Annotated in this window: 13 protein-coding genes; 9 read left to right on the forward strand and 4 right to left on the reverse strand. The window is 56.7% G+C overall.

Annotated elements, in window-relative coordinates:
- Positions 1-130: 130 nt before the first annotated feature.
- Entirely contained in the window at positions 131-1528 is a 1398-nt protein-coding gene (gene glmM / locus Q5H92_RS18525) for a phosphoglucosamine mutase (protein WP_305013141.1), read from the reverse strand.
- A gap of 73 nt (positions 1529-1601) precedes the next feature.
- Between glmM and mazG the strand changes: the two genes are divergently transcribed.
- The 9 genes from mazG (at position 1602) to Q5H92_RS18570 (ending at position 9912) form a co-directional block, all read left to right on the forward strand.
- Entirely contained in the window at positions 1602-2456 is an 855-nt protein-coding gene (gene mazG / locus Q5H92_RS18530; RefSeq protein WP_305013046.1) for a nucleoside triphosphate pyrophosphohydrolase, read from the forward strand.
- 285 nt (positions 2457-2741) lie between these two features.
- Positions 2742-3611: a MotA/TolQ/ExbB proton channel family protein gene (locus Q5H92_RS18535; RefSeq protein WP_305013047.1), complete on the forward strand. Its 870-nt coding sequence runs from the start codon at positions 2742-2744 to the stop codon at positions 3609-3611.
- 87 nt (positions 3612-3698) lie between these two features.
- On the forward strand, positions 3699-4328 hold the full coding sequence (locus tag Q5H92_RS18540) for an ExbD/TolR family protein (RefSeq protein ID WP_305013048.1): 630 nt from the start codon (positions 3699-3701) through the stop codon (positions 4326-4328).
- Positions 4329-4385: 57 nt separating this feature from the next.
- Positions 4386-4922: an ExbD/TolR family protein gene (locus tag Q5H92_RS18545; protein ID WP_305013049.1), complete on the forward strand. Its 537-nt coding sequence runs from the start codon at positions 4386-4388 to the stop codon at positions 4920-4922.
- On the forward strand, positions 4919-5749 hold the full coding sequence (locus tag Q5H92_RS18550; protein ID WP_305013050.1) for an energy transducer TonB: 831 nt from the start codon (positions 4919-4921) through the stop codon (positions 5747-5749). Before Q5H92_RS18545 ends, Q5H92_RS18550 begins: the two co-directional genes overlap by 4 nt.
- Positions 5750-5963: 214 nt before the next feature.
- Positions 5964-6785 carry an energy transducer TonB gene (locus Q5H92_RS18555; RefSeq protein WP_305013051.1) on the forward strand — a complete coding sequence of 274 codons (822 nt, stop codon included), beginning with the start codon at positions 5964-5966 and terminating at the stop codon, positions 6783-6785.
- A 180-nt stretch (positions 6786-6965) separates the two neighbouring features.
- Positions 6966-7238 carry a hypothetical protein gene (locus tag Q5H92_RS18560; protein ID WP_305013052.1) on the forward strand — a complete coding sequence of 91 codons (273 nt, stop codon included), beginning with the start codon at positions 6966-6968 and terminating at the stop codon, positions 7236-7238.
- Positions 7231-8226 (forward strand): PstS family phosphate ABC transporter substrate-binding protein, encoded by a 996-nt coding sequence (locus Q5H92_RS18565; RefSeq protein WP_305013053.1) that lies wholly within the window; start codon positions 7231-7233, stop codon positions 8224-8226. The genes Q5H92_RS18560 and Q5H92_RS18565 overlap by 8 nt, the downstream gene beginning before the upstream one ends.
- 54 nt (positions 8227-8280) lie before the next feature.
- Complete coding sequence (locus Q5H92_RS18570; protein WP_305013054.1) at positions 8281-9912, forward strand: tetratricopeptide repeat protein; 1632 nt, start codon at positions 8281-8283, stop codon at positions 9910-9912.
- 66 nt (positions 9913-9978) lie between these two features.
- Here Q5H92_RS18570 and Q5H92_RS18575 read toward each other — a convergent pair whose 3' ends face one another.
- From Q5H92_RS18575 to Q5H92_RS18585, 3 genes are all read right to left on the reverse strand, one after another.
- On the reverse strand, positions 9979-11031 hold the full coding sequence (locus Q5H92_RS18575) for an RluA family pseudouridine synthase (RefSeq protein ID WP_305013055.1): 1053 nt from the start codon (positions 11029-11031) through the stop codon (positions 9979-9981).
- 81 nt (positions 11032-11112) lie between these two features.
- Positions 11113-11742, reverse strand: coding sequence for an OmpH/Skp family outer membrane protein (locus Q5H92_RS18580; protein ID WP_305013056.1), 630 nt, complete (start codon positions 11740-11742; stop codon positions 11113-11115).
- A gap of 51 nt (positions 11743-11793) precedes the next feature.
- On the reverse strand, positions 11794-12486 hold the full coding sequence (locus Q5H92_RS18585) for an OmpH/Skp family outer membrane protein (RefSeq protein ID WP_305013057.1): 693 nt from the start codon (positions 12484-12486) through the stop codon (positions 11794-11796).
- Between the last annotated feature and the right edge of the window lie 17 nt (positions 12487-12503).

The raw sequence follows: 12503 nt of genomic DNA on the forward strand, positions 1-12503 counted from the left end.
GGGGAGTGGGTGCTCCCGCCAAATCAGGGTATTAAAACACAAACCTCGGACTTTTAGCCGAAACCAACTCGGCCGTTAACCATTGCCCCAAAGCAAGCAGGGCCCGGAACGTGGTTCCGGGCCCTGCTTACTATGCTTTCACGGCAATGATTTCTTTGATATCACCGATGATTTTCTGGGCTAGATAATCGGCCGTCGCGTTGGAATCCGACTCGGCATAGATGCGAATGATGGGCTCGGTATTGGATTTGCGCAGGTGCACCCACTCCTTGTCGAACTCAATTTTCACACCGTCGATGGTATTCACCGGCTGCTTGGCATAGCGTTTCTGCATCTTGGCCAGCACGTCGTCGGTGTTGATGTCGGGCGTCAGCTCAATTTTATTTTTCGAGATGAAATAGCCCGGGTACGAATTGCGCAGCCGGCTCACCGTGAGGCCCGATTTGGCCAGATGCGTCAGAAACAGCGCAATGCCCACCAGCGCGTCGCGCCCGTAGTGCAATTCTGGGTAGATGATGCCGCCGTTGCCCTCTCCGCCAATCACGGCATTGGTTTCCTTCATTTTGGTCACCACGTTCACCTCGCCCACGGCGGCGGCGGCGTAACTGCCGCCGGCCTTTTCGGTCACGTCGCGCAGGGCGCGGGTGCTGCTCAGGTTGCTCACGGTATTGCCGCCGCCCAAGGCCTTTAGCACGTAGTCGGCCACAGCCACCAGGGTGTATTCTTCGCCGAACATCTGGCCGTTTTCGCTCACCAGGGCCAGGCGGTCCACGTCGGGGTCCACCACGATGCCGAGGTCGAAGCCGCCTTTTTCCAGTGCCTTGGCAATGTCGCGCAGGTGCTCGGGCAGCGGCTCGGGGTTGTGGGCAAAGTCACCGGTGGGCTCGCAGTGCAGCTTCTCCACCGTCGTCACGCCCAAGGCTTCCAGCAGCTGCGGCACGGCAAAGCCGCCCGACGAGTTCACCGCATCCACCACCACGCGGAAGTTGCGGGCCCGGATGGCCTCCACATCCACCAGCGGCAGCGCCAGAATAGCTTCAATGTGCGTCGTCAGGAAGGTATCGTCCGTGGTGTACTCACCCAGCTTGGTCACCGGCGCGAAATCGAAGTCCTCGCTTTCAGCCGAAGCCAGCACCTGCTGCCCATCGGCTTCAGAAATAAATTCGCCGGTGGCGTTGAGCAGCTTCAGCGCATTCCATTGCTTGGGGTTGTGCGAGGCGGTGAGGATGATGCCGCCGGCCGCGTTTTTGGCGGGCACGGCCATTTCCACGGTGGGCGTGGTGCTCAGGCCCAGGTCGCACACATCGAGGCCGAGTCCTTGCAAGGTGGCAGCCACCAGCCGGCTCACCATGTCGCCCGAGAGGCGGGCATCGCGGCCGATTACAATGAGCTTGCTGTCAGTGGCCTGGGTTTTCACCCACGTGCCGTAAGCGGCCGCATACTTCACCACGTCGAGGGGCGTCAGGCCCTGCCCTACCGGCCCGCCAATGGTGCCCCGAATGCCGGATATTGATTTTATGAGAGTCACGTAGTCGAATTTTTGAAAGGCCAAAATTAGGCATGAACCGCCGGTTGGCGGCGCCCGATTTATCTTTGGAACAATGGAAAATTCCGCCCCCGCCCCTACAGACCTGCTTACCAACGTTCGCCGCCCCGCTCAGCTCGAAGCCTTCGGCCGCCTGCTCGACGTGCTCGACCGCCTGCGCACCGAGTGTCCCTGGGACAAAAAGCAAACTCTGCAGAGCCTGCGCCACCTCACCATCGAGGAAACCTACGAAATCAGCGACGCCATTCTGCGCGACGACCTGCCCGACCTCAAGAAAGAGCTGGGCGATGTGATGTTGCACCTGCTTTTCTACGCCCGCATTGCAGCCGAAAAGGGCGCCTTCGACATTGCCGACGTCCTCAACGCCCAGTGCGAGAAGCTCATCTCGCGCCATCCGCACATCTACGGCAACGTGCGGGCCGACGACGAAGACGCCGTGAAACGCAACTGGGAGCAGCTCAAGCTGAAGGAAAAAGGTAACAAAGGCGTACTTAGCGGCGTGCCCACCTCCCTCCCGGCGCTGGTAAAAGCTATGCGCATTCAGGAAAAAGCCCGCGGCGCCGGCTTCGACTGGGAGCAGCCCGAGCAAGTATGGCAGAAAGTGCAGGAAGAATTAGGGGAGTTCGGCGAAGAATATGGCCACGGCAATCCCGAGAAGATGCAGGCCGAGCGGGCCGCAGATGAGTTCGGGGATTTGCTATTTTCGCTGGTAAATTTTGCCCGCTTTGCAGGTATTAACCCCGAAGAAGCACTAGAACGCACCAACCGCAAGTTTATCAATCGTTTTCAGTACCTAGAAAGTGCGGCTAATACCGCCGGCCAACGCCTCGCCGACCTATCGCTGGCCGAGATGGATGTGTATTGGGAAGAAGCCAAGCGGCGACCCGCCCAACCTAACGCGCCCGATTAGCGTTGGCCTCATTCTACCTTCATCCTTCTCATTTCTGGTCAGCGCCGGGCAAGTTTTCTTTGGTCGGGCCAAGCTTTTTGGTTAGGTTTGCCCAGCTAAGACGGCTCAGTGGGAAATTTGAACTTTGGGAAGTGCCATTTTAGTCCTTCCATTTACGGGATTATCAACGTTCTTTGCCACTTGCTGCGCTTCTAACCAACTTTTTGCTTTTTCTTTACCCACTCAATTCAACTACTTCACAACAACAACCCCAAACACTCCGGAACAATGGAACAGAAAAATGCCATGAATACGAGCCCCCGGCCCGCCGCGACGGCCGCCAAAGCCGAAGCCCAAAGCAGCGGTGGAGCCTCGCTGTTCTCCGTCCTGGTTATCATCCTAGCCTTTATTGTCAGCGTTGTAGTCTATAAGTTCGTGCTTGGTGACGGCAGCCACTTCCAAGGCGGTGACCACAAAAACAACCCCATGGCCGGTGACTACCTGGGTATAGTTTACAAGGGTGGTGTCATCGTACCCATCCTGATGACCATGCTGCTCTGCGTAATCACCTTCTCCATCGAGCGGGCCCTCACCATCAGCAAAGCCAAAGGCAGCAAGAGCATCGAGTCGTTCGTGCGTAGCGTGCGTCAGAAGCTGAACGCCAACGACATCAACGGCGCCCTCGCCGTGTGCGACCAGCAGAAAGGCTCGGTAGCCAACGTGGTGAAAGCCGGCCTGTTGAAATACAACGAAATGTCGCGCGAAACCTCCATGGGCACCGACCAGCGCGTACTCGCCATCCAGAAAGAAATCGAGGAAAGCACCGCTCTGGAGCTGCCCATGCTCGAGAAGAACTTGGTTATCATCTCGACGCTGGCTTCTATCGCCACGCTGACTGGTCTGCTCGGCACGGTATTCGGCATGATTAACGCCTTCGCCGCTCTGGCCCAGGCCGGTAGCCCCGACGCCGTAGCTCTGGCAAACGGTATCTCGGAAGCACTTATCAACACGGCTCTCGGTATCGGTACGTCGGCTCTCGCCATCGTAGCCTACAACTACTTCACCAGCAAAATTGACGAGCTGACCTACAGCATCGACGAGGCTGGTTTCAGCATCATCCAGACGTTTGCCGGCCAGCACGGCAGCAACGCGGGCCAGCCGGTTCGGACGGTTTAATTTCCGTCTTTCACTGATGCACTAAAATGCGGGGTGATTCGTTCAGCTAATCCCGAACGAATCGCCCCCTTTTAATCCCACCTCGCAATGCCTAAAGTAAAACCGCACCGTACCTCGCCGTCGCTCGACATGACGCCGATGGTGGACCTGGCCTTCTTGCTGGTGACGTTTTTCATGCTCACCACCAAATTCGCCCCTGAAGAGACGGTGGTAGTGGACACGCCATCGTCCGTCTCGGAAATTAAGCTGCCCGAGAGTAACGTGATTACGCTGACCATCGACAACAAAAAGCGCGTGTTTTTTGGGGTTGATGATGCTAAAACCAAAACCCAAATCCTGCAAAAGGTGGCAGCCAAGTACGGCGTCAACTTTACGGCAGCACAGGCCAAGGAATTCAGCAACCTGCCCAACTTCGGCCTTCCTATCAACCAACTGGGGTCTTACCTCAACGTGGAGAAGGAAGAGCGCAAGGCGCTTAACGCACAACAGCCCGGCATTCCGATTGACTCGCTCAATAACCAGCTTATTGATTGGGTAATGGAAGCCCGCCGGGCCAACCTGGCGCTTTTCAAAAAGCAAACCTTTATCGCCATCAAGGGCGACGGCAACGCCGACGTACCGACGGTGCAGCAGGTCATCAAGCTGCTACAGGAACGCGACATCAACCGCTTCAACCTCATTACGGACCTGGAAAACAAGCCTGTTGCTGCTAAGTAGTTCTGACTTAGCTACACAAGCTTTTCATTTCCCTGTTCATTCACTTTTGTAAATCCCATGGCAGAAATTCAAGGAAAAGCCGATTCCGGTGGGAAAGGTGGGAAAAAGCGGGCCAAGAAAATGTCGACTAAAATCGACATGACCCCGATGGTTGACTTGGCCTTCCTCTTGCTCACCTTCTTCATGCTGACGACCACCTTTGCCAAGCCCAACGTGATGCAGCTCACGATGCCGGTGAAGAAGACCGACGACGTGGAGGACACCAAAATCAAGGCCTCGCAGGCCATGACCATCCTGCTGGGCAAGGACAACAAAGCTTACTACTACTTTGGCCTGAACACGCCCAACGACAAAACCGTACCGAAGCCTGAGCTGAAAGTGACCGACTATTCGGCCAACGGCATCCGGAAGGTCCTGTTGGACCGCCAGCGCCAAAGCCCCGAGCCCATTATCCTCATCAAGCCGACTGAGGACGCCAAGTATAAGAACATGGTGGATATTCTCGACGAGATGAATATCACGAACCAGAAGAAATATGCACTGGTGAAGGTGTTCAAAGACGACTTAGACCTTATTAAAGAATCTGGCTTATGATGGACAATGCGCAAATCGCCAAGGCCAGCTTAAACGACATCGTTTTTGAAGGCCGTAACAAGGCGTACGGAGCTTATGTGCTTCGTCGGTTGTACCAGCGCCACGTAACCCGGGCGTTGATTATTGCCACGGCTTTTTTCCTGTTGCTGATTGCCTTCCCACTCATTTCGCAGTACTTGAAGGACAAGATGCCGAAAGAGCCGAAGAAAAACTTGCAGGAGAACGTGCTAATGGACGCTCCTCCGCTGGACGAAACCAAGCCGCCACCCCCTCCCCCGCCCCCCGAGGCGCCGCCACCCCCGCCGCCCAAGCTCACCACCATCAAATTCACTCCTCCGGTAGTGAAAAAGGATGAGGAAGTGAAGAAGGAAGAGGTGCCGGACCAGGACGAGCTGAAGGACAAAGCGGTATCGACGGTGACCGTAAAGGGCAACACCGATGCCGCTCCTGACCTGTCGGAACTCTCGGGTGAAGGCGACAAGGTGGTTGAAGAGGTGGTAGAAAACAAAGTCTACACCTACGTGGAGCAGATGCCCCAGTTGCCCGGCGGCGGCGGCAACGGTGCCATTGTAGCAGCCATTCAGAAAGCCACCAAGTACCCGCCCCTGGCACTCCGCAACCAAGTCGAAGGACGCATTTTCGTGAGTTTCACGGTGAATGCCCAAGGCGATGTTTCGGACGTGAAAGTGGTGAAAGGACTGGGCTCCGGCTTGGACGAGGAAACGATTCGGGCGGTAAAAACCCTGCCCAAGTTCATCCCCGGGAAGCAGAACGGCCGCGCGGTAAGTGTATCGTTTACGGTACCGATTACTTTCAAAATTCAGTAAAGAATACCGCTGCCGTAAGGCAGCAATAAGAAAACCCCGAATGAAGCTTTACGGCTTGATTCGGGGTTTTTCTTTTTTCTTACTCGAAGAAAGAAAAAAGGTATGCTTGCATACTATACTACATGTATCCGGCGTTGAGAGCAGGAAAGCCAATGGCGGTGGGCCCCCGCTGATGTGGCTTAGGTTCGATTGTTTCACCTCAACCCACACTGCTATGTCCACGCCCATCATGCTCACTGGCTCGCTCGATGACATCGTTTTCGAGGGCCGCAACCAAGCTTATGGCGCCTTCCAGCTGCGCCGGTCTTACCAGCGCCACTTGGGGTCGGCGCTGGCCATTACGCTAACAACCTGCTCGCTGCTGTTCCTCGCAGGAATGACGGCCAAAACGCTTTTTGCGGATGCGCCGATAGCCGGCCCTGCGCTGCCCGAGATGCCACAGTCTCATCCACAGATTTACGAGCTGCCCAAAATCAAGCCGACGCCTCCACCCGTAGCCGTGCACCCGGCCGTGACGGTAGTTCCGCACGCCGTCATCAAGACACAGGTTGCTCCCGACCAGGAAGTTAAACCAGAGGTAGACACGAAACTCCTCCCCGATGTGGGCCCAACCGGCCCCGCGAAGGCCGGAGCAATGGATGCTGATGGCGCCACGAGCAGCACCGGCCTGAGCACTGGACCAAGTAGCGACTCAGCCCGGCCTGCAGCGGCGCCCGCACCAACCGCGGTGCTGTATGCCGAAGTGATGCCGGATTTTGTGGGCGGCCGGGCGGCTTTGCAGCGCTACCTGCAAAAGCATCTGCGGTTTCCGGCGGCCGCGCTGGCGGCGCAGGTATCGGGTAAAGTCTTTGTTTCCTTCGTCGTGCAGACCGATGGCTCGATTGGCGAGGTAACAGTTCTGAAGGGACTGGGCTATGGCACGGAGGAAGCAGCGGCCCGCGTGGTGCGCGAGATGCCGGCCTGGACGCCGGGCCTGCAAAACCATCATGCCGTGCCGGTGCGCTTCACGCTGCCCATTACATTCCAATTTGAGTAGCAACCCAACGCCAAGCATCATGGCAAGCGCCTGCAGAAAAGCTGAAAATTGTCCGCAACTATGAAAAGCGGCTAATTTTCGGCTTTTTTGTGGGCCGATTCCGTGGCTATCTCCGGGCCATCCGAACCTTTAGCAGCCGTTCTACGGTTTATCCATCTCCATTCCTGCGCTTATTGCCTCATGCTCAACATCCCCACAACTGAAGAACGGCTCGGGAAGTCGCCTCAGCGCTTGGTTCATTACTTTGCTTTGATAATGGCCTTGGTTTATGTGGGCCTGGGAGCCTGGCTTTGGTGGACGGCCGACGTCCCAGCCGCTGGCAGCATTATCACATTGGGGCCAATTGCGCGCCGCGTTTTGGGCTCGGTGTTCGTTCTTTACGGCCTGCTGCGCTTCTACCGCATCTATCAGGCCCAGTTTCGCAAAACTACTCCTCCAAACGACCATGACTAAGCGCACGCAATTTTTGACTACCAGCGCGGCTACGATGCTGGCGGCTGCCCTAGCGGTGGCCTCCTGCAATGGCCCCGGCACCCCCGGCGCGCAGGACACGCCCACCAGCGGCAACGTGGCCGTGGGCGTAGATGAAACATTCGCTCCCATCCTGCAAGCAGAGATTGACACGTTTGGCAAGCTCTACCCAAATGCTCATTTGAAGACGTCTTTTCAGCCCGAGGAGAAGGTGATGCTGGATTTGGTGAACGACAAGATTAAGCTGGCGGTAGTATCGCGGGAGCTAAACGCGGAGGAAAAGGCCGACTTTGAGAAGCAGACAATCAGCACGCGCACCACGCACATTGGCATCGATGGGTTGGCCATCGTGCTCAACCGGTCCAATCCGGACTCGCTACTGACGGTGGCGCAGCTGGCCGATATTTTCACGGGCAAAACAGCCAACTGGAGCCAAGTTAGCGGCAAGAAAGGTTTGTCGGCCATCAACGTAGTATTTGATGCCAACCGCAGCAGCACGGCGCGTTTCGTGCGCGACTCGGTGACGCGCGGCGCGGCGCTGACCACCCGCGTTTTTGCCGCAACATCGAACCCCGCCCTGATTGATTATGTTGCGACGCACCCGAATGCCATTGGTGTGGTGGGCGTGAACTGGATATCGGACCGCGACGACCCCGCCGCCATGAAGTTTGCCAACAAGGTGCGGGTGGCCAGCATCACTTCCCGGCCCAACCCAACGCCCGCCGACTACATCCAGCCTTACCAGGTGTACTTAGCCGAGAAGACTCCGCAACAGCTCGCCGAACACCGCGAGTTGCAGAATTACCCGCTGCGGCGCAACCTTTACATCATCAGCCGGGAGGCGCGCGCCGGATTAGGCACAGGGTTTGCATCCTTCGTGGCAGGTAAAAGTGGTCAGCTGATTTTTCAGAAGTCGGGCTTGCTGCCGGCCCAGATGCAGGCCCGCATCGTGACCACCCCTAAACTGTAAGCGCGCGTTGCGCGTACCCCTTTTCACTTACGCTTTTCATCTTTTCATCATCCTATGAGTTTCAAGCCCTGGAAACAGCCGCTGCTCGCCGCCCTCTTTGTGGCAGCAGGCACTACGGCGGCCACCGCCCAAGACGTACAGAAAGCCCAGCGCGCCATCGAACTGGGCCGCTACAACGAAGCCCGCGCCATGCTGCGCCCCGGCTCTTCGCCCGAGTCGGCGTTTGAGTTGGGCCGTCTGTATCAAATGCGTGACATGCCGGATTCGGCTGCTTACTTCTTCAACAAGGCCGCCGGCACGACGCCGTTTGGCCAGGTAGCTGCCGGCCGGGCTTTGCTCGCCAAAGGTCAGCTGGCCCCGGCCGAGGCACAGTTTGATGCCGCTGCCAAAGCCACCAAAAACAAAGACACCAAAGTCCTGACCATGATTGCGCAGGCATATGGCGAAGCTGACATCAAGGAAGCAGGCAAATCGCAGACTTACCTGACGGCTGCCCAAACGGCTTTCAAGAAGGACGACCCGGCTCTGATGGTAGCTCGCGGCGACATCTACCTGCACTCCGACCAAGGCGGTGGCGAAGCCATGACCAGCTTCGACCGCGCCATCGCGGCCAACCCCAGCTACGCCCAAGCCTATTACAAAAAAGGCGTGCTGGACGTACGGGCCCGTAACTTCAATGCTGCCCGTGAAGCGCTGAACAAAACCATCGAGCTGGACCCCAGCTACGCTCCGGCTTACCGCGAGTTGGCCGACATGTACTACTACGCCGGCCAGTACGACTTGGCGCTGAGCACGTTCAAGAAGTACACGGATTTGGCTGAGCCTTCGTCTTCCACGAACGCCCAGTACGCATCGTTCCTGTACCTGACCAAGAAGTATCCTGAGTCGCTGGTTGAAGTGAACAAGGTGTTGGCCGTTGAGCCCAACAACTTCACAATGAACCGCCTGAAGCCCTACCTGCTGTATGAAACCGGTGACTATACCGGTGCTGCTGCAGCCATGGATACGTACCTGAGGGTTGCTCCTAAGGACAAGATTATTCCTGAAGACTTGGCCTACAAGAACAAGATTCTGAGCCGTACCGGCAAAGGCGACGAAGCCGTGGCTGGTATTCAGGAAATGATTAAGAAGGACCCGTCGAAGGCGTGTGAATTGCAGAACGACCTGGCCACGATTTACGCCAACAAGAAGGACTATAAAGGCGCTATCAGCGTGTACAAGTACAAGCTCATTAACTGCAAAGGTGACCTGACTGACCAATTCCGTTTGGCCACTGCCTTCACCGGCGACAAGCAGTACACCCGTGCCGACAGCGTGTACAACATCATTCTGACGGCTAAGCCCACCTACGCGCCTGGCTACCTGGAGCGTGCCCGGGTTAACAACTACATGGACTCGGATGGTAAGAAAGGTTTGGCTAAGCCTTACTACGAGAAGTACATTGAGCTTTCGAAAGCCGAAGGTGCTGACCCGGCTAAGTTCAAATCCGGCGTCATCGAGTCATACGGCCAATTGGGCGTATACAGCGCCACTGCCGGCGACAAGCCCGGTGCCATCAAATACTTCGAGCAGGTACTGGTAGCGGACCCTACCAACAAGGGTGCCGAGGAGAACATCAAAATCCTGAAGACGCCGGCCCGCACGCCGGTTAAGAAAACTACCACGACGACCGTTAAGAAAAAGTAACGGTTGAAGTAGCTAAAAAGCCCCGCTGTGACACAGCGGGGCTTTTTTTGTGACCTATACAAAGGGCTACGAAGCGGCCCAGTTACGCCACTTTTCCAGCACCATTGCAAAGTCTTCCGGCAGTTCTGCTTCAAAAAACAACTGCTCGCCGGAAGTAGGATGCACGAAACCGAGCGAGCGGGCGTGCAGGGCTTGGCGAGGCATTATCTGGAACGCATTTTCCACGAAATCGCGGTAGGCGCCGGTGTTCTGCCCTACCCGAATACGGTCGCCGCCATAGGTGGCATCCGAGAACAGCGGGTGACCGAGATACTGCATGTGCGCTCGAATCTGGTGGGTGCGCCCGGTTTCGAGCACACAACGCACGAGCGTGACAGGACCGAAGCTTTCCAATACCTCATAATGCGTCACAGCGGCCTTCCCGTAGTCGCCATCGGGATAGACGGCTTGCACCTTGCGGTCGCGCACGCTGCGGCCAATATGGCCGCGAATGGTGCCCGTGGGGCCGGGCGGCGTGCCCCACACCAGCGCCAAGTAGCTGCGCTGAATGGTGTGGTGAAAAAACTGGTTGGACAGGTGCGTCATCGCAAACTCCGTTTTGCCGATGACCAGCAGGCCCGACGTGTCCTTGTCGATGCGATGCACCAAGCCGGGGCGCACCTCACCGTTGCGCCCCGTGGGCAGGTTGGCCAAGTGAAAAGCCAGGCCATTGACTAGCGTGCCCTGCCAGTGACCGTAGGCGGGGTGCACCACCAGGCCGGCCGGCTTGTTCACAATGAGTATTTCCGAGTCCTCGTAACGGATGTCGAGAGGCATTTCCTCGGGTACCACCCGGTCGTCGCGCGGCGGTTCGGGCAGCGTGATAGTGATGGTGTCGAGCGGCTTGATGCGGTAGTTTGGCTTCACAGCCGTGCCGTTCACTTCTACTGCCGACGCCCGAATGGCTTCCTGAATCTTGTTGCGCGAGGTATTGCGCAGGCGGTTGTGCAGGAATTTATCGATGCGCAGCAACTCCTGCCCGCGGTCGACTACGATGCGGTGGTGTTCATACAACTCATCGCCCTCCTCGTCGGGCCCCACGCCCAGCAAGTCCTCATCCTCTTCAAACGCGTCTTCCATCGGTTTCTAAACTACTTGGCACGAAAAAAGCCGAAGCGGATGCTCCGGCTTTTTCTGGTCGCCGTAGCGGCCATTATAGCATTACTTGGTTTTGACTTTGGTCTTGGTCGGCGTCTTGGGGGCCGGCGTCGTGTTCGGAGCCGGGGTAGGCTGACGAACTACGGGCGTATTGGCGCCGGGCGTGATGCCCATTTTCTTCAGCACCATGTCCGAAATATCGCCGTCTTTAGGAGCATGCAACAGCAGCGGGCTGCCGCCACCGTCGGAGTTGAACACATAAGTGAAGCCGTTCTCGTCGGCCACCAGGTCAATGTTCTTCTGGAGTTTGTCGAGAGCCGGCTTTAGCAGTGTCTGCTGCTTCTGCTGCAGCGACTGCTGCGCGCTCTGCTGGAACTCCTGGATGGACTGTTGCATACCCTGCAGTTCCTTTTGTTTATCGGCCTTCACGATGTCAGTCATCGTAGCCTCACCGGCCTGGTAAGCCTTATATTTTGTTTCCAGCTCGGAAGTCTTGCTCTTCAGCTGGTTTTCCAGCTGCGAATTGTAGGCTTTCAGGTCCGATTCAATTTGCTTGCTTTCGGGCATCTGGGCCAGCACATACTGCACGTCGGTGTACCCGATTTTCAGGGGAGCCTGGGCCTGCGCAGAAGTGGCGGCCAGGGTTCCGGCGGTCAGCAGAGCGGCGGCGAGCGTCAGACGAAAAATTTTCACGAGATTCATCAAAAAGAAAAAGGGTCAGGAAAAATGTTGGGACAAAGGTAATTACTTCGAGGTCTTCTTCACCGGCCTCGTCGTTTTTGTGGCCGGAGCCTTTGTGGCGGGCGATATAGCCGGTTCGGGCGTACCCGAATCGGACTCAAAATTGGGGTCGACCGGCGTTTTGGGCGGCACTACAGTTTTGAGCGGGCCTTTGGGGCCGGGCTGGTTGCGGTCTTCAGCACCTAGACCCAGTTCCTCCAACACAAATTCGGTGTAATCGTGCGCTGGATTGGTGTAAAGCATAGTCAAATCGCCGGATTTGTCGAACAGCACCGCCAAGCTTTTCTTCTTGGCTACCTTTTCGCAGGCTTCAAACACCTTGTCCTGCACCGGTTTGTTCAGCTCCTGGCGTTTCTTAAACAGCTGACCTTCGTAGCCAAACTGCTTATTCTGATAGGCTTTAATGTCCTGCTCTTTCTTCAGGATTTCGTCTTGGCGCTTTTTTTTCATCGCCTCCGTCAGCACCACTTCTTCGGCCTGATAGGTACGGTAGAGCTTGTCGAGGTCCTTTTTCTGAGCTTCAATTTCCTTCTGCCATGTATCCGACAGCGCATTCAATTCCGTCTGGGCTTTGGCATATTCAGGCATTTTGCCCATAATAAACTCCGAATCAACCCAGCCAAACTTCTGTGCCTGAGCACTCGGCACGGCCAACAGCAACAATAAGGCCAGCCACAGGCCACTGATGTTCTTCATACAGGAGGAAACGTGAA

It is taken from the genome of Hymenobacter mellowenesis (genome assembly GCF_030581005.1).
In the GTDB taxonomy this organism is placed as follows: Bacteria; Bacteroidota; Bacteroidia; order Cytophagales; family Hymenobacteraceae; genus Hymenobacter; species Hymenobacter mellowenesis.